Origin of the sequence: Halorubrum kocurii JCM 14978 (assembly GCF_000337355.1) — an archaeon.
GTDB lineage: Archaea > Halobacteriota > Halobacteria > Halobacteriales > Haloferacaceae > Halorubrum > Halorubrum kocurii.
In genome coordinates this window covers 1-17,801 of sequence record NZ_AOJH01000087.1, presented here as the reverse complement: position 1 = coordinate 17,801, position 17,801 = coordinate 1, and the positions used below count along the sequence as shown (strand labels likewise).

At 73.2% G+C, this 17,801-nt stretch carries 16 protein-coding genes; 13 read left to right on the top strand and 3 right to left on the bottom strand.

Translation table 11 applies throughout. From position 1 onward, the window contains the following. Window positions 1–366: 366 nt before the first annotated feature. Entirely contained in the window at window positions 367–1,575 is a 1,209-nt protein-coding gene (locus C468_RS14355) for a YeeE/YedE family protein (RefSeq protein ID WP_008849625.1), read from the bottom strand. A gap of 155 nt (window positions 1,576–1,730) precedes the next feature. Between C468_RS14355 and C468_RS14350 the strand changes: the two genes are divergently transcribed. The 7 genes from C468_RS14350 to C468_RS14320 all read left to right on the top strand — a co-directional run bounded on the left by C468_RS14350 (window position 1,731) and on the right by C468_RS14320 (window position 9,648). Further along, window positions 1,731–3,119 carry a twin-arginine translocation signal domain-containing protein gene (locus C468_RS14350; RefSeq protein ID WP_008849624.1) on the top strand — a complete coding sequence of 463 codons (1,389 nt, stop codon included), beginning with the start codon at window positions 1,731–1,733 and terminating at the stop codon, window positions 3,117–3,119. After that, a complete protein-coding gene (locus tag C468_RS14345) occupies window positions 3,120–4,184 on the top strand; it encodes a sulfurtransferase (protein ID WP_008849623.1) in 1,065 nt (354 codons plus the stop codon). Further along, window positions 4,181–5,233 (top strand): YncE family protein, encoded by a 1,053-nt coding sequence (locus tag C468_RS14340; RefSeq protein WP_008849622.1) that lies wholly within the window; start codon window positions 4,181–4,183, stop codon window positions 5,231–5,233. The genes C468_RS14345 and C468_RS14340 overlap by 4 nt, the downstream gene beginning before the upstream one ends. A 120-nt stretch (window positions 5,234–5,353) precedes the next feature. Then, window positions 5,354–6,823, top strand: coding sequence for a dihydrolipoyl dehydrogenase (locus tag C468_RS14335; protein WP_008849621.1), 1,470 nt, complete (start codon window positions 5,354–5,356; stop codon window positions 6,821–6,823). 111 nt (window positions 6,824–6,934) lie between these two features. Beyond that, on the top strand, window positions 6,935–8,647 hold the full coding sequence (locus C468_RS14330; RefSeq protein WP_008849620.1) for a hypothetical protein: 1,713 nt from the start codon (window positions 6,935–6,937) through the stop codon (window positions 8,645–8,647). 86 nt (window positions 8,648–8,733) lie between these two features. Next, on the top strand, window positions 8,734–9,192 hold the full coding sequence (locus tag C468_RS14325) for a hypothetical protein (protein ID WP_008849619.1): 459 nt from the start codon (window positions 8,734–8,736) through the stop codon (window positions 9,190–9,192). A gap of 99 nt (window positions 9,193–9,291) precedes the next feature. After that, on the top strand, window positions 9,292–9,648 hold the full coding sequence (locus C468_RS14320; protein WP_008849618.1) for a DsrE family protein: 357 nt from the start codon (window positions 9,292–9,294) through the stop codon (window positions 9,646–9,648). Between the two features lie 21 nt (window positions 9,649–9,669). Here C468_RS14320 and cmk read toward each other — a convergent pair whose 3' ends face one another. Further along, entirely contained in the window at window positions 9,670–10,284 is a 615-nt protein-coding gene (gene cmk / locus C468_RS14315) for a (d)CMP kinase (RefSeq protein WP_049912252.1), read from the bottom strand. Between the two features lie 114 nt (window positions 10,285–10,398). Here cmk and C468_RS14310 point away from each other — a divergent pair, with 114 nt between their 5' ends. Beyond that, window positions 10,399–13,293, top strand: a complete 2,895-nt coding sequence (locus C468_RS14310) for an ATP-dependent helicase (protein ID WP_008849616.1) — start codon at window positions 10,399–10,401, stop codon at window positions 13,291–13,293. 62 nt (window positions 13,294–13,355) lie between these two features. Continuing rightward, window positions 13,356–14,123: a CDP-alcohol phosphatidyltransferase family protein gene (locus tag C468_RS14305; RefSeq protein WP_008849615.1), complete on the top strand. Its 768-nt coding sequence runs from the start codon at window positions 13,356–13,358 to the stop codon at window positions 14,121–14,123. A 41-nt stretch (window positions 14,124–14,164) separates the two neighbouring features. Here the strand turns inward: C468_RS14305 and C468_RS14300 are convergent, their stop codons facing one another. Further along, the gene (locus C468_RS14300) at window positions 14,165–14,521 is read right to left on the bottom strand and encodes a hypothetical protein (protein ID WP_008849614.1); all 357 of its coding nucleotides are present in this window, start codon (window positions 14,519–14,521) and stop codon (window positions 14,165–14,167) included. Between the two features lie 183 nt (window positions 14,522–14,704). On the opposite strand from C468_RS14300, the gene C468_RS14295 reads away from it, so the two are divergent. The 4 genes from C468_RS14295 to C468_RS14280 form a co-directional block, all read left to right on the top strand. Then, window positions 14,705–15,736 carry a zinc-dependent alcohol dehydrogenase gene (locus C468_RS14295; RefSeq protein WP_008849613.1) on the top strand — a complete coding sequence of 344 codons (1,032 nt, stop codon included), beginning with the start codon at window positions 14,705–14,707 and terminating at the stop codon, window positions 15,734–15,736. Between the two features lie 25 nt (window positions 15,737–15,761). Then, window positions 15,762–16,133, top strand: coding sequence for a 6-pyruvoyl trahydropterin synthase family protein (locus C468_RS14290; protein WP_008849612.1), 372 nt, complete (start codon window positions 15,762–15,764; stop codon window positions 16,131–16,133). Next, window positions 16,133–17,212 (top strand): glycosyltransferase family 4 protein, encoded by a 1,080-nt coding sequence (locus C468_RS14285; protein ID WP_008849611.1) that lies wholly within the window; start codon window positions 16,133–16,135, stop codon window positions 17,210–17,212. Before C468_RS14290 ends, C468_RS14285 begins: the two co-directional genes overlap by 1 nt. Further along, window positions 17,209–17,801: class I SAM-dependent methyltransferase (locus tag C468_RS14280; RefSeq protein WP_008849610.1), on the top strand; the 593-nt coding region annotated here is incomplete at its 3' end. The genes C468_RS14285 and C468_RS14280, both read left to right, overlap by 4 nt.

Below are 17,801 nucleotides of genomic sequence, written 5' to 3'. Positions count from 1 at the left end.
TGGTGCGCGTGCGAGGGAGTCGCTGGTGCCCGAAGCGAAGCGGAGGGTGCCAGCGACGAGGCTGGGGAGGCGTGAGGCGCGGTGCTGTGCGGGGCGGGGACTCAAAGGGGCAGTCGCGAGGGCGGCACAGGCGACGTAAGCACTGGAAGGAGCGAGCGTAGCGAGCGACTGAAGCGCGCAGCGAGCGTGCGCCGCCCTCGCGGCTGGGGCTTTGGAGGTGTGCGCTACCGATCGACCGGCAGCCACTTATAAACCCTTCCTACGGCGCTACTCGGTCGCTTCGCTCCCTGCGTTGCTCTTTGAGGAAGGGGACTTAGCGCCTAACTCCAGTTAATTACCGAACCAGAATCCGCTCGAGATCCATATTTAAATCGCGCAGCCGACCTCGCGGTACATGTAGTGGGTCATCACGTAGACGCCGAGGATGATCCCCGCGCCGGCGAGGAACGAATGCACGGACAGCAGCGCGACGCCGGAGAAGAGGTTCGCGATGTTACAGCCGGCGGCGAGCCGCGAGCCGACGCCCATCAGGAGCCCGCCGACCGCGTAGTTCGGCACCCGATTCAGCTTCGGCTTCCGGACCCGGAAGTCGCCGGAGGCGTACGCGGCGAGGAAGGAGCCGACGATGAGCGACGCGATCATCACCATGTCGATGGTCAGCGAGATGTCCCCGTCGCGGAAGAGGACGGAGCCCCAGTAGTCGACGCTCGCGACGTCGAACCCGGCCCCCGCCAGCAGGTAGCCGGCCCAGCGCGCCTCGCTGCCGGTGATCGCCCAGTGACCGTGCACGTAGAACCAGAGGCTCGCGACGAGCGCCATCGCGACGCCCGCGGTCCGCGCGTCCCACGAGTCGCGGAGCCGGACTTTCAGCGGTCGGTCGTCGTTGAGAAGCCCGCGGGCGTACTCGACGGTCCCGTCGGCGATGCCGCGCAGCCCGACGGAGACGGCCGAGAGCGTCCGGGAGGCGCCGATCGCGGCCTGCGCGCGGGTGTCGGCACCGACGCCCGCCCCGCCGGGGGGGTCGTCGGGGAGCGCGCTCCGCCCCTTCACGAACGCGTACGCGAGGGTGCCGAGCGCGACGGCGCCAGTCCCTGTCACCGCGGGCGAGAACGGTAGCGAGAGGTACAGCGTCCGCCCCTCGAACGGGTTCAGCGTCGCGAAGTAGTACGTCTCGGCGACGGGGAACGCGAACGCGAAGAGGACGTAGCCGACGAACATGAAGAGGAGGACGAGCCAGAACTGAAGGTACCCCTGTCCGGCGCGGTAGAGGGTGCCTGACGCGCAGCCGCCGGCGAGGGTCATCCCGAGCCCGAAGACGAAGCCGCCGAACAGCGAGCCGAGCCCCCACGCGGGCGTCCAGAAGCCGCGGAAGTAGCCGAACGTGGCCTGCACGCTCCAGAACACGGTCATCACCGCGATGCCGGCGAGCAGCCCCTTCAGCACGCGGGTGTCCTTGAACGCGACAAAGTCGCGGAACGCGCTGACGAAGCAGAACCGCGCCTTCTGTAACAGGACCCCGAACGACAGTCCGACCGCGACGGAGACGCCGACGTAGGCGACGGGAGACAGCAACATTGGCGAAACACACCCGGGCCGCACGTAAAGCGTCGCTGGAGACGGTAACGGCCCCCTCGAGTCGGAGGAAGACGCAACACTCGCCGCTACGCGACACACGGGGCAACGAACGGGGCGTCCGGGGGCCATTTAGCCGTGTGACGCGTCGTGCGGGTATGACCGACGACTGCGGCTGCGGGGGCACCGACGCGGCCTCGCGACCCGCGGAGGGGAAGGCGGAACCGAACCCCTCGGCGGGGACCGCGCGTCCCGCGAAGGGAAGCGACCTGGCGAACGACGACCGCCGGAACCCCTTCGGGGAGGGGATCGACCGGCGGCGCCTGCTCAAGGGGTCCGGCGCGGTCGGCGCGACCGCGGCCCTCGCCGGCTGTTCCGGCGGGGGCGGGAGCGGAGGCGGCGGAGGCGGCGGCGACCCAGCCCCGACGGTGTTCGTGTTCAACAACGGCGACCGGACGGTGAGCGTCATCGACGCCGAGTCGGACGAGGTCCTCACATCCGTGTACCTCGACACGACGGCCTCGTTCCCGGCCAACCAGTACGCAACCGGGATCGACGACGACCACGACGTGCTCTGGCTCAACGTCGCCGGCGGCGTCCGCGCGTTCGACCAGCGCACCCTCGAGGAGCTGGCGTACGTCGAAACCGGCTACGGCCCGAACTACCCGAACGTCACGCCCGACGGCGACCACCTGCTGATCGCCTCGGGCGGAACCACTGGGATGGAGGCCGAGGGCGACGAGAGCCACGCGCTCTTCCGCGTCGACGCCGACCGCGACAGCGACGCCTTCGGCGAGGTGACCGCCGAAATCGAGACCAGCTACGTCGGCCCCTGCGACGTGACGCTCGGTCCGAACGGCGACTACGCGTTCGTCGTCGACGTCGCCGACGAGGCGATCCGCGTGCTGAGCGTCGACCCGTTCGAGGTGGTGAACCGGGTCGACGCGGGCGAGCCGATCACCGAGGGGAACGTCCTCCCGTTCATGTGTACCGCCTCCTTCGACGGCGAGCTCCTCCTCGTCGAGAACGGCGAGGGGACGCTCGGCGGCGAGCCCGAGGTGCCCCGCGTCGGCTCCGAGAGCGTCTGGGACGTCTCCGACCCCGAGAACCCGGAAGAGATCGCGAAGATCACCCGCGACGACGGGCTCCCGAGCGCGCCGATCACGAGCGAGGTCGCCCCCGACAACACGGCGGCGTACCTCTTCATCCCCGGCGAGGGCGTCGGCGTGGTCGACCTCGAGGCGAACGAGTACGAGACGACCCTCGACGTGGGCGGGGACAGCATCTCTGGCGCGTGGGGACCGAACCGCGAGAAGCTGTACGTCCCCGTCCAGGACGCGAACCACGTCGCGGTGATCGACCACGCGAGCCGCGAGGTCGTCGCGACCGTCGACGTCAATCAGGCGCCCACCGGCGCCGTCGCCGGCACTGTGCGCCCCGAGGGCGACGCGGTGTCGAGCGTGCGGGCGTCGCTCGCCTCGCTCGGGATCGCGTTCGGCGAGATGGAGGCGTCGTGGTGCATGGACGACCACTGCTACTGCGGGTAGATGACGGGGGACCGTTCGAACGACGACGCGGACACCGAGACCCGCCGCGGGCTCCTCCGAGCCGCCGCCGGCGCCACCGTGGCCGGCGCGACGGGGACGGCCGGCTGCCTCGGCGTGACGACCCCGGCCGACGTGGCGGCGCGGAGCGAGGTCTCCGGGAACGTGGGGCACTTCGTCGGTCCGGGCTGGCTCGCCGAGAACCGCGACGAGACCGTCGTCCTCGACGCCCGCGACGCGAAGCTGTTCCGCGAGGAGCGCGTCTACGGGGCCCGACGCGTTCCGCTCGACGCGCTCGCGGCCCGCGAGTCGACCGACGAGGGCGACGCGCCCGACGCCGACGCGATCGCGGCCGCGTTCGGCGAGGCCGGCGTGGCCCCGGACGACGACGTGCTCGTCTACGGCGCCAGCGTGGGGTCCCGCGTCACCCGCGTCGCGTTCGCGCTCGCCGCGGTCGGTCACGAGGGGTCGATCCGCGTCCTCAACGGGGGGCTCTCGGGCTGGAACGGCCGCCTCGGGACCGGGTCGCGGGACCGCGTCCCGCCGACCGACTACGAGCCTGATCCCGCGCCCTCGACGTGGGTCACCCGCGAGTGGCTCGCCGACCGGGTCGGGACGTTCAACGGGGACGGCCCGGGCCTCGTCGACGTGCGCGTGCCCGAGGCGTACCTCGCCGCCGCGGGCGCCGACGCCCTGAACGACGACCACGACCGCCACGGCCACCTCCCGGGCGCGATCGACGTGCACTGGGTCGGCAACGTCGCCGGCCGGCGGATGACCGACCCCGGCAGGCTCGTTCGGCTGTACGAGGTCGAGGCCGAACTGGACCGGAGCGAGACGGTCGTCGTCTACGGCGACGACAACGTGGACCCGACCTCGACGTGGCTGACGCTGAAGGCGATCGGGTTCGAGGACGTGCGACTGTACGACGGCGGCTTCGGCGAGTGGGCGAACGTCGAGGGCGACCGCGGGCGGTACCCCGTCGAGACGGCGACCAACGGCGTGCTCGAGACCGACGGGAGCGTCGGCGGCGACGACGGCGGCGGCGACTTCTCCTGTACGGGATGACCCGGGGCACCGAGGGGGGCGACGACGCGCCGGCCCGCGGCGGGGACCGCGACGCGCCCTCGCCCGACGACCCCGTCCTCGCGGTCCCCTGCGAGGGCGACGACCGCCTGGCGCTGTTCGCGCTCGAGACGGGAGACCGGCTCGGCGAGGTCCCGGTCGGGCGTCTCCCGGTCCACGCGACGACGTGTCGGGGCCGGACCGTCGTCGCCACCATGGGCGAGCGGTCCGTCACCGCGGTCGGCCCGACCGGCGAGGTGACGAGGGTCGAGACCGGCGTGTTGGGGCCGTCGCACTTCGCGGCCGCGAACGGCGACCTGTACGTCTCCTGTTCCGCCGGCGACGCCCTCGCCGTCGTCGACCCCGAGGCCCTGACGCTCGTCGACCGCGTCGGCGTCGGCGCGGAGCCGCACGAGCTCGCGGTCGCCCCGGACGGCGACCGGCTCTACGCCGGAAGCCGCCGCGACGGCGTCGTCGACGTCGTCGACACCGGGACCCGTGAGCGGGTCGGCGCGATCGACACCGGGCCGGACGCCAGGGTGCAGGGCGTCGCGCTCGCGCCGGACGGGAGCCGCGGGTACGCGGTCGACCAGCGCGGCGCCCGGGTCGTCGCCTTCGATCCCGGGGGCGATTCAGGACCTCCGGCCGTCGGAGCGTCGATCTGCGCCGAGGCCGCGGTCGGCGCCGACCCGTACGACCTCGTCGCGACCGCCGACCGGGTGTTAGTCCCCGGCCGCGGCGACGGCGTCGTCCACGAGCTCGACCGTGAGCTCGAGCCGATCGCGGTCCACGAGGGATTCTCCCGGCCGGTCGACACCTTCGACGTCGCCGACGAGTGGTGGGTGCTCGACGCCGGCGCGCCCGGGCTGCGCTCGCTCGGCGGCGCGGTCGTCGAGACGCCAGCGCCCGGACTGGCCGCGACGCCCGTCGGCGACGGGCGACTCGCCGTCTCCCACTACGACGACGACCGCGTGTCCCTCGTCGACGTCGAGTCGGGACCCGTCTGGACGGCCGACTCGCCGGCGTGCCCGTTCGGCTCCGTCGTGGTGTGAGTGTCACCGTCGGCGCTCCCCGCCGCCGGAGACGAGCGACGGGTTCCGCCGCTCCCGCGCGGTCGTGCGCCTCGTCCGTCAGTACGGAGGTTGAACACTACGGGACGCGTCCCCCGAGGCATGCAGGAGTTCGACTTTCTCGTTATCGGGTCGGGATCGGGACTGGACGTGGTGAACGCGATGGCCGGTCGAGGGAACTCGGTGGCCGTCGTCGAGGAGGGGCGACTCGGCGGGACCTGCCTCAACCGCGGGTGTATTCCTTCGAAACAGCTCCTCTACCACGCCGACGTGATGGAAACGATCGAGGGCGCGGGCGCCTTCGAGATTGACGCCGAGGTGAACGGGGTCGACTTCGCGGAGATCGTCCGGACGGTCACCGAGGACGTCTCGGGCAGCTCCGAGTCGATCCGCCGGGGGCTCGAGTCCTCGAACAGCCACGACCTGTTCTCGGGGACCGGGCGGTTCGTCGACGACCGCACGGTCGAGGTCGTCGACGGCGACGACGCGGGCGCCACGCTGCGGGCCGACACCGTCCTCGTCGCCACCGGCACGCGCCCCTCGATCCCGCCGATCGACGGGATCGAGGACGTGGACTACCTCACGAGCACGGAGGCGCTCCGGCTGGAGACGCCCCCGGACCACCTCGTGATCGTCGGTGGCGGGTACATCGCGGCCGAGCTCGGCCACTTCTTCGGGACGTTCGGCACCGACGTGACGATCGTCGGACGGCGCGAGCACCTCCTGCCGGAGGCGGACGCGGAGGTCGGCGAGGCGTTCACCGACCGCTACGCCGACCGGTTCGACGTGTACGCCGGGTACGAGGCCGTCGCGGCCGACGACACTGGCGGGACCGACGGCCGGGTGACCGTCGAGGCCCGTCCGTACCCCGAGGCCGACGCGGTCCGCGCGGGCGGCGAGACGGTCGGCGCGCCCGAGGAGGCCGAGGACGTGACGGTCACGGGCGACGCGCTCCTGGTCGCGGCCGGCCGGCGGCCGAACACGGACGCGCTGAACCTCGACGCGACGGGCGTGGAGACGGACGAGCGGGGGTTCGTCGAGACCGACGAGTACCTCCGGACGGACGCCGAGGGGGTGTGGGCGCTCGGCGACGTGGTCGGCGAATACCTGCTCAAACACAGCGCGAACCACGAGGCGAAGGCCGTTATCCGGAACCTGCTCGGCGACGAGCCGGAGCCGGTCGACTACTCGGCGATGCCGTTCGCGGTGTTCGCCTCGCCGGAGGTCGCGGGCGTCGGCGCGCGCGAGCAGGACCTCCGGGCGGCCGACGCCGAGTACGCGACTCGGACCTACGCGTACGACGAGACGGCCCGCGGGAAGGCGATGCACGCCGAGGGGTTCGTGAAGCTCCTCATCGACCTCGACGGCGGCATCGAAGGGTGTCACATCATCGGCCCGGAGGCGTCGAACCTGATCGAGGAGGTCGTCGTCGCGATGACCGCGGGCTCGGGGACCGTCGCGGACATCCGTGACGCGGTCCACGTCCACCCCGCGCTCTCCGAGGTCGTCGACCGCGCCTTCTCGGGGCAGTTCTCGCGGGGCGGCGGCGGACACGACCACCGGCACAGCTGAGCCGCCGTCTCCCCGGGCGCCGCGTCCGGAACCCTCGGTCCGAGGGCCGCGGGCGGCGGCGCTCGAAGGCGAGCGTTTACGTCGGTTCGTCCCAACCACGAACCAACACACATGGTATCCAGCGACACCCGTTCCGTCGGCGACCTCGAACGCCGCGTCGAGGCGTTCGACGCGACGACGCCGGAGGAGATGGACGCGGACGACCGGGCGCGGCTGACCGACGCCCTCGTCGCGCTCGCCGACGCGTACGGCGGCCGCGGTGAGTTCGACGCGGAGGCCGAGATGATCGCGCGGCTGGACCGACTGCGCCGGGCGGGGACCGATGCCGACGACGTCGACGTCCACCTCGCGTACGCCCTCGCGAACGCGACGAGCGTGCGGGGCCGCGACGACGTCTACGAAACCGCGATCGACCCCGACCGGCTCGAGGAGTACAGAGAGCGGATCGAGGAGCTGTACGGCCGCCGCCCCGAGGCGGCGGTCGCGGCCCCGCTGGCCCGAGCGACCGCCGAGACGATCCACGCGAACGGGAAGGCGGACCGCCGCGACCGGATCGGGCCGCTGCTCGACCGGCTCGAGGGCGTGTACGACGAACACCCCGAGCCGGACGTCGCCGCCTCGCTGCTCCGGGCGTACGCCCACGCGGAGCTGTATCTCGACGACGACGCGGCCGACGCCGAGCACGACGACGCGGCCGACGTGCCCCTCGAAACCGACGCGGCACCAGACCGGGTCGCCCGCGCCGAGGAGCTGTTCGGTGCCCATCCGGACGGGGAGGTCGCCGCGGGGCTGGCCGGCGTCCTCGCCGGGCGCACGAACGCCGACGCCAAGCGCACCGACGTGGAGGCGATCGAGGGGCGCATCGGGCGGATCGAGGCCCTCGCCGACCGGTACCCGGCACAGGAGGAGCCGATCCTCCGCTGGCTCCCGGTCGCGACGGCGAACGCCGCGCGCGCCGGCTTCGAGGCGGCCGACGTCGGTCGGGTCGAGCACTGGGCGAGCGAGACCGTCGACCACCACGAGCGGCTCTCGACGCCGTCGAGCGCGACGTGGGCCGCGGTCGCGACGTTCTTCTCGGCGCGGGCCTCGTTCTTCGACGGCGACGTGGAGGCCGGCGAGGCGAAGCTCGAGCGCCTCGAGGCGCTCGAGGAGCGGTACGACAACCCCGTCTTCGCGCACTGGCTCGGCCGGGCGATGTTCGACGCGGCCCGAAGCTACGTGGAGACGGACCACCCCGAGCGCGCGCGGGCCATGGTCGAGGACCTGTCCGAGTTCGCGGTCGGCCACGAGGACCGCGAGGAGATCGAGGCGGGACTGGAGGCCCTCCGCTCGCACGCGCCGCACCTGTTCGACGGAGTCGAAGGGCTCGACGACGCCGCAGACGGCGTGCGAGACGCCGCGTCCGGACCGACCGAACCCCTCGACGCGCCCCACGCGGGGAGCGTCGACTCGGCCGGCGCAGCAGTCGACGAGTCGGCCGCCGCCGACGCCGGGATCGACGCCGACCGCCCGCCTGAACGGGACGCGACCGACGCCGACCGCTCGCCTGAGCGGGACGCGACCGGCGCCGACCGCTCGCCTGAGCGGGACGCGACCGACGCCGAGGCCGACTCGGACGCGCCCGGCTGCGGGAGCTGCGGCGACGACGGCTGCGGGAGCTGCGGGAGCGAGCCCGACCTGAAGCCGCCGGCGTCCGGCCCGGTGCTCGCCGCCGCCGGGGCGGCCGTCGCCCTCGTCGGCCTCTCCGTGGCGTACACCCTCTACCGGGCGCAGCGCGCCCTCCGGAACGCGATCGCCGGGTCGGACGGGTCAGACGGGTCGTAACGGGAGCGGCCGAAGACGTATTGCGGCTCCCCGCCGAACCGGGAGGCGTGCCCGATCCCCCAGCTCTCTCCCGCCGTCGGCTCCTGATGGCGCACGCCGGCGGCCTCGCCCTCGCCGCGCTGGCCGGGTGCGCTGACGACGCGGACCAAGGGGAAGCCGCCGCCGACGGCGACGACCTCGACCTCCGAGAGGCGAACGTCGTCGACGCCGTCGTCGACCCGACCGGCGACGGGTACGGGTTCGACGTGACGCTACACCACGACGACGACGGCGAGGAGGGGTACGCGAACTGGTGGCAGGTCGAGCGGCTCGACGGGGATCGCCTCGGCCGCCGGGACCTACTCCACGCGCACTCCGAGCAGCCGTTCACCCGGTCGGAGATCATAGCGGTTCCGGACGACGTGACCTGCGTCGTCGTTCGCGGCCACGATCAGACGCACGGATACGGCGGGCTGGCCGCCGTGGTGGATCTCGACGCCGAGGCGGTCCGGACGGTCGACCAAGGGGCGGACCCCGGGTCGTTCGACGCGGGCGACTGCCCGTGACGCCAGCCGATCCGTGGCACGTCAACACCTGACGAGTCGACGCCCGGAACACACACCCGCAGACGGCTTTTGTCGGAGTGGCATTTATAAACCGACGCGATGGCAAAAGCAGCGATCGTGATTCTCGCCGGCAACGAATCGCATTCCGACTACGGCCGCCTCGCGAACGGCTTAGAGGCCGCCAAGGAGTTCGCCGAGAACGACGGCGACGAGCTCGAGCTCATCTTCGACGGCGCCGGGACGCAGTGGATCCCGGAGCTCGAAGACGAGGAGAGCGACTACCACGAGCTGTATCAGGCGGTCCGCGACGACGCCGCGGTCTGTGACTACTGTTCCGGCGCGTTCGGCGTCGAGGACGCCGTCACCGACTCCGGGCTCGTCACCCTCGACGAGTACGACGGCCACCCGAGCGTCCGCTCGCTCGTCGACGACGACTACGAGATCATCACGTTCTAGACCGCCCCGCGACCGCCCCGACTAGATCTCGAAGTCGGGTGTGTCGAACGCCCCTTCGTCCGACTCGATGTCGTATCCCTCGATCGCCGTGAGCGCGAGGTCGAGCGTCGCCTCGGGGTCCCAGCGTCCGGTGTTGATCGCGAGGTCGTAGATAGAGCGGTCGGACAGGTCGATCCCGTAGTACGACTGGTAGCGCTGCTCTTCGATCACCTCGCGGACCTGCATCTCGGAGGTCATCTCCTCGCGGTCGAGAGTGCGGTCGGCGCGCACCTCGTCCGGCGCGTCGAGCCAGATCCGGATGTCCGCGCGGTTGCCGGCGATCCAGCCGGCGAGCCGCGACTCGAGGACGAACGCCTTGTTCGCGGTCCCCCACTTCTCGGCGATCCGGCGGAGCCGCCTGTCGAGCGCGCGGTCGATCTCCTCGGACTCGCCCGTCTTCGCGATCAGCTGCGAGAGGCTCATGTCGCGCTCGGCGGCGATCTCGCGGAACAGCTCGCCGCCGGAGACGTACCCGCAGTCGAGTGAGGCGGCGATCCCCTCCACCAGCGTCGTCGCGCCGCAGCCCGGCGGCCCGGAGACGGTGATGAAGAGGTTCCGGTCGATCTCCCGTTCCGGCGCCGCCGAGGTTCCACTCATACGTGCGGCGCCACGGACGGACCTCGGATAAACGGGCCGGTTCGCGCGAACGCGGACGGGCGACGGGTCGACCCCGACGTAACCGCTTTCCCCCGCCGCGCCCAGCAAGTGACCGTGAGCGAACCCACGGGCGGCGGCTCGGGCGAGGACGCGGCCGAGCCGTCGGCGCGGGCGCTCCTCCGCGAGGCGCTCGCGGAGGACGGCGAGGCGCAACGCGCCTCTGACAGTCGGGCGAAGCCCGCCGTCGAGTTCGACCCGGAGACGGTTCCCCTCCCCGACGCCGACGTGCTCGCCCGGCTCTCGCCGCCGGTCCGCCGCTGGTGGGTCTCACGGTTCGCGGCGTACGTCGGCGAGAACGGCGGCCTGTTCACCCCGCCGCAGCGCGGGGCGATCCCCCGCGTCGACGACGGCGAGAACTGCCTCGTCGCCGCCCCGACGGGGAGCGGGAAGACGCTCGCCGCCTTCACCGCGGTCCTCGACGACCTCTTCGAGCGCGAGCGGGCGGGCGAGCTGGAGAACTCAGTCTACTGCCTGTACGTCTCCCCGCTGAAGTCGCTCGCGAACGACATCGAACGGAACCTCGAAGCGCCGCTACAGGGGATCGCGGCGGAGATGGCGGCCGGAGGCGGGGCGGAGAGGGTCGGAGACGAGGGGACCGCTCCCGACCCCGGCGTCCGCCAGGCGATCCGCCACGGCGACACGAGCAAGGCCGATCGGCAGGCCATGCTGGAGGAGACGCCGCACGTGCTCAACACCACGCCGGAGACGCTAGCGATCCTGCTCAACGCCCCGCGGTTCAGGGAGAAGCTCCGCACCGTCGAGTACGTCGTCGTCGACGAGATCCACGCGCTGGCGGGGAACAAGCGCGGGACCCACCTCTCCGTGTCGCTGGAGCGGCTGACGGAGCTCGCCGACGGCTCGCCGACCCGGATCGGCTGCTCCGCGACGGTCGAGCCGCTCGACGAGGTCGCCGACTTCCTCGTCGGCCGCGAGCGCGTGGCTGGGGAGGTCGGCGATCCGGAGGGGTTCGCCCCCCGCGACTGCGAGGTCGTCGACGCCCGGTTCGGTCGGGAGTTCGACCTGCGGCTCCGGACGCCGGCCGCCGACCTCATCCACACCGACGAGTCGGTCGTCACCGACCGCTTTTATAAAGCGCTCCACGAGCTGATCGAGACCCACGAGAACACGCTGGTGTTCGCGAACTCGCGGGCGGGCGCCGAGCGCACCCTCCGGGAGCTCCGCGAGCGGTTCGGCTACGACGAGTCGGACTCGGGCTGTCACCACGGGAGCCTCGGCGAGTCTCAGCGCGCCCGGATCGAGGAGGGGCTGAAGGCGGGCTCGCTGGACGTGGTGACCACCTCGACGAGCCTCGAACTCGGCATCGACATGCCGCACCTCGACCTGGTCGTGCAGGTGGGGTCGCCGAAGTCGGTCGCGGCGCTGCTCCAGCGCGTCGGGCGGGCGGGCCACAGCCCGGGCGAGACCGTCGAGGGGCGGGTGTTCGCGCTCGACCGCGACGAGTTGGTCGAGTGCGCGGCGATGCTCGCCCGCGCCGAGGAGGGGTTCGTCGACGGCGTGTCGCTCCCGGAGGGCGCCGCCGACGTGGCCGCCCAACACGTGTACGGGATGGCGATCAACCGAGTCCGGCCGGACCGCGAGGTCCGCGAGGTCCTCCGCCGCGCGCACCCCTACCGCGAGTTCGGGGGCGGCGAGTACGAGCGGCTCCTGCGGTACCTCACCGGCGACCACGAGGGACTGGCGGAGCGGAACGTCTACCCGAAGGTGTGGCGCGACGCGAACGACCCGCCGGAGGGCGAACATCATCACGAGGCGTTCCCGGTCGGCGAGACGCTCGTCGGGAAGCGCGGCCGGCTCGCGCGGGTCATCTACATGACGAACGTCGGGACGATCCCCGACTCGTTCGGCTGCGACGTGGTCACCCGCGACGGCGACGCCGTCGGGACGCTCGACGAGAACTACCTCGACACCCTCGCGCCCGGCGACGTGTTCGCGCTGGGCGGCGAGCGCTTCGCGTTCCGCTACCGCCGCGGCTCGAAGGTGTACGTCGACCGGACCGACGAGCGCCCGACCGTGCCGACGTGGTACGCGGAGCGGCTCCCGCTGTCGGCCGACCTCGCGGCGGAGGTGCTGGCGTTCCAGGCCGACCTGCTCGACCGGTTGGAGGACGGCGGTCCCCCCGCGGTTCGGGCGTGGCTGCGGGAGCTCCCGATCGACGGGAACTCGGTGCGGGCGATCGCTCGGACCTACGACGAACAGGTCGCGTACGCGGGCGCCGAGAGCGTGTCGACGCCCTCGCGGCTCGCCGTCGAGGAGGTGCTCGACCGCGACGCGTACAAGCGCCGGTTCCACGTCCACGCGACGTACGGCCGGCGGTTCAACGAGGGGCTCTCGCGGCTGGTCGCCGCCGAGTGCGCGGCCCGCACCGACGCCGAGCCGACGGTCGCGGTCGCCGACCGCGGGTTCAGCCTCGCGCTCCCGCTGAACCGCAAGGTCGACGTGGCGGGGATCGTCCGCGAGCTGGACCCCGAGACGGTCCGGGAGGACCTCCGGGCGGCGCTGCGGGGGACCGACCTCCTCCAGCGCTACTTCCGGATCAACGCGACGCGCTCGCTCATGATCCTCAAGCGGTACAAGGGCCACGAGAAGTCGGCCGCCGAACAGCAGGTGTCCGCCGAAACCCTGCTCTCGCTCGCGGAGGGGTTCGACGACTTCGCGGTGATCGAGGAGACGTACCGCGAGCTGTTGGACGACCGGCTCGACGCCCCCCGGATCCGCGCCGTGGCCGAACGGATCGACGACGGCGACCTCGCCGTCGCCGACCGGACGGTCGACTCGCCGACCCCGCTCGCGTTCGGGCTCGCGACGCTCGTCGACTCGGACGCGGTGCTCGCCGGCGACGAGTCGGCCGCGCTCCGGGAGTTCCACGCCCGCGTGACGGACGCGGTCTCGGACGATGACGAGGCGGACGCCGACCGGTCCGGGCGCTGACGAGCGACGACGCGCTTCGGCCGACCGGAACACCGAACTTCGCGCGCGCCGTCGGTGACCGCATGTCGCGCCTCGACCGATCAGGGAGCGCCGACCGCGCCCGCGTTCGGGCGCGGCTCCTCGGGACGGTCGGCGTCGGTGCGCTGGGGCTCGTCGCCCTCTGGCGCCCGCTCGACGGGCGGTGGCTCCTCGGGGCGGCGCCGGTCGCGCTCTACGTGGCCGCGTACGCCGGGACCAACCTGTCGGCGAACCGACCGCCGGGCGCCGCCGCGGTCCGCCCGACGCTCGGGCCCGCGAACGCGATCACGCTGTTCCGCGGGTGGCTGCTCGCCGTGCTCGCTGGGACGCCGCTCGCGCCCCCGCCGAACCGGTGGCTCCCGGTCGGTCTGTTCGTCGCCGCCGTGCTGCTCGACGCCGTCGACGGCGCGGTCGCGAGGCGGACCCGCGAGACCGTGCTCGGCGCGCGCCTCGACGGGGCGGTCGACGCCCTCGCGGTGCTCGTCGGCGGCGTCGTCGCCGTGGGCGCCGGGGCGCTCCCGGCGTGGTACCTCCTCGCCGGCGGGACGTGGTACGCGTACGCCGGGTCGCTGTGGGTCCGGCGGCGGGCCGGCGAGCCGACCTACGAGCTCCCGCCGAGCCGGGTCCGCGGGCCGGTCGGGAGCGGCCAGTTCCTCGTCATCGCCGTCGCGCTGGTCCCCGGCACGGGCGGCCCGCCGCTCGCGGCCGCGGCGGGCATCGCGTTGGCGGCCCTCCTCGCGAGCTTCGCGCGCGACTGGGCGGCCGCGACCGGACGCCTCGGTCGGGAGGACCCGCCGGTCGCGACGGAGTGATCAGTCGGTCGCACGCGATGGTCCGACGGTCGAACCGGGCCTCACGCCTCTCGCCGGAGTAGGACCACGAGGACCGCGATCAGCACGACTTGGGCCGTCTTGTCGAGGGCGTGCGTCGGCGGTATCGGCGGCACGTCGTTCAGGAGGTACCACAACACGATCTGCCCGGCCGTGAAGGGGATACCGAGGAGGTAGACGGCTCGGCGTCGGTAGCCGACCAGCACCGCGGCGATCCCGAGCGCGAACCCCGCCGCCGCGACCGCGAACGCGGCGCCGAACCCCCCGCCGATCTGCACCCCGCTCACGAGGTGGTACCCGCCGGTGACGGCGGCGGTGGCGATCCCGACCCAGTGGAGCGGCGTCAGCGCGTCGAGGTCGATATCGTCTGTGAGTGCCATGTCCACGTCTAACACATTCTCCCGTCCCCTTAGCTGTGCCCGTCGGGCCGACCGGCTCTGACGGGCCCCGTCGGGCCGACCCGACGGCTCCCGGTCACCCCACCGAACATCCATTAGGCATCGGCCCGTGGGGTACGTCATGTTGTCTCGTTCCGGCGCCGACCTGCCGACGGAGGAGGGTTCGTGAGCGTGGGCGCGGCCCGCGCGATAGAGTTCGCGACGCCCCGCGAGGTCGACGTGGTCGACATCGACCCGCCCGCGCCGGACCGCGGCGAGGTCCTCGTCGAGACGACGGTGTCGGCCGTCAGCGCGGGCACGGAGCTGCTCGCGTACCGCGGCGAGCTCGACCCCGAGACCGCGGCCGACGAGGAGCTCGACGCGCTCGCCGGCGACCTCTCGTACCCGCTCCGGTACGGCTACTCCGTCGTCGGGACTGTCACGAGCGTCGGCGACGGCGTCGACCCGGAGTGGCGGGGACGCACCGTCTTCGGGTTCAATCCCCACGAGGGGCGGTTCCGCGCGACCCCCGAGGAGCTCTACCCGGTTCCCGACGGTCTCGACCCCGAGACCGCGGCGCTGTTCGCCAACACCGAGACGGCCGTCAACTTCGCGCTCGACGGCGCGCCGCGGATCGGCGAGCGCGTCGCCGTGTTCGGGCAGGGCGTCGTCGGCCTGTTGACGACCGCCCTGCTCTCGCGCTCGGCGGCCGAGACGGTCGTCGCCGTCGAACCCCGCCCCCACCGGCGGCGGCTCGCCGACGCCCTCGGCGCCGATCACACCGTGGACCCGGACGCCGGCGACGCGGCCGAGGCGATCGGGGACCTCACCGGCGGCGTCGACCTCGCCGTCGAGGTCAGCGGACGCCCCGAGACGCTCGAGACCGCGGTCGGGGCGACCCGCTTCGGCGGGCGCGTGCTCGCCGGGTCCTGGTACGGGACGAAGCGCGCGGAGATCGGGTTCGGCGACCACTTCCATCGGGGGCGCGTCACCGTCGAGAGCAGCCAGGTCTCGACGATCGCCCCCGAGCTCCGCGGTCGCTGGGACCGCGAGCGCCGTCGGGAGACGGCGTGGCGCGAACTCCGCCGGCTCGCCGCCGAGGACGATATCGCCGACCGGCTCGTCACCGATCGGGTCGACGTCGAGGAGGCGCCCGCGGCGTACCGCCGGCTCGCGGACGACGCCGAAGCGACCGTTCAAGTCCTGTTCACATACTGATGCCATCACCCCGTCCCTAACCGATATGTACGCCGTCACCGTCACCGAGGCGTTCGTCGCACAGCACTACCTGACCGTCCCGAACCCGCCCGCGGAGGAGGCGGCGCTCCACTCGCACGCGTTCGAGGCCGAAGTGACGTTCCGCGGCTCGGAGCTCGGCGAGCACGGCTACCTGCTCGACATCGATCTGGCGCGCGCGGCGGTCGCCGACGCGGTCGACGCGTACCGCGACGAGACGCTCAACGAGCACCTCGCGGGGAACCCGAGCGTCGAGCGGCTCGCGCGCGCCCTGTTCGACCGGCTCGCCGACCTCGACGCGCCGGCGGTCGAGGAGCTGACCGTCGCCGTGCACGAGGACGACACGGCCCTCGTGCGGTACACCGGGTCGCTGTCGTAATGCGCGTCGGGCTCGTGCTCGCCGGCGACATCGACGCCCGCTCCGGCGGGTTCTACTACGACCGGCGGCTCCGCGACCGGCTCCGCGACCGCGGTCACGAGGTGACCGTCCTCTCGCTCCCGTGGCGGTCCTACCCCCGGCAGCTCGCAGACACCCTCCGGGCCCGTCGCATCGCGGCGCAGCTCGACGGGGTCGACGCCGACGTGCTCGTCGAGGACGGGCTCGCGCACCCCTCGCTCGTCGCCGCCAACCGCCGCGTCGAGACCCCGACGGCGGCGCTGCTACACATGCTCGCGTCGCGCGCTCGGTCGGGGCTCGCTCGCCGCGTGGTCCGGCGCGTCGAGGGGCGGTTCCTCTCCGGCGTCGACGCCGCGGTGTACAACTCGGCGGCGACCCGAGCGGGCGCCGAGGCGCTCGGGGCCCCCTCGCGCGCGGTCGTCGCGCCGCCCGCGGGAGACCGGTTCGACCCGGACATCGCTCCGGCGGCGATCCGCGAGCGGGCCGGCGACGGCCCACTCGACCTCACCTTCCTCGGCAACGTCGTCGAACGCAAGGGGCTCGACACGCTGGTCGACGCGCTGGGCGCGCTCGACGCCGGCTCGGAGGCCACCGTCGACTGGCGGCTCACCGTCGTCGGCGACACCGGCGTCGACCCCGGCCACGTCGAGCGCGTCCGGGAGGCGGCCGCCGCCGCCGGGGTCGCCGGGCGGATCCGCTTCACCGGTCGGCTCGACGACGACGCCGTCGCGGCGCGGCTCCGCGAGACCCACGCGCTCGCGGTGCCGTCGCGGTACGAGCCGTTCGGCATGGCGCACCTGGAGGCGATGGGGTTCGGCTGCGTCCCGCTGGCCTCGACCGCCGGCGGCGCCGGCGAGTTCGTGACCGACGGCGCGTCGGGGGTCCTCGTTCCGCCCGGGGACTCGGCCGCCGTCGCCGACCGGATCCGACGCCTCGACGACCGCGAGCGGCTCGCCGAGATGGGCGTCTCGGCCCGCCGCGCCTACGAGGCGTGGCCGACGTGGACCGAGACGCTCGACGGCGCGGTCGACTTCCTGGAGGAGGTGTCTCGCGCGCGATGACCGGAGACGACGGGGGGCCGGACGCCGGCGAGGCCCCAAGCGACGGCCGCGCTCCCGTCGACCACCCGACGTACCTCGACGCGAAGCGGGAGCTGGACGACCGCTCGCTGAACCGCGACGTGCTCGCGGCGTTCGCCGCGGAACTCCCCTCGGACCCAACGGTACTGGAGGTCGGCGCCGGGACGGCCACGATGGTCGAGCGGCTCGCGGAGTGGGGGGTCGTCGAGGGCGGCCGCTGGCTCGCCGTTGACGCGCACGAGGGAGCGCTGGCGGCCGGGCGCGAGCGGATCGGGGACCGAGTCGGCGGCGTCGACGTGGCGTTCCGGGTCGCGGACGCGTTCGAGTACGCCGCCGCGACCGACGAGCGGTTCGACGCGGTCGTCGGCTGCGCCTTCTTCGACGTGGTCGACGCCGCGCCCGCGGTCGACGCCCTCGCCGCGGTCTCGCCGCTGGCGTACGCGCCGATCACCTACGACGGCGAGACGACGCTCTCGCCGGCCGACCCCGAGGACGACGCCGTGCTCGACGCGTACCACCGCCATATGCGGGACTACCGGCCGGGCGGGCCCGAGGGCGCGGCGGCACTGGC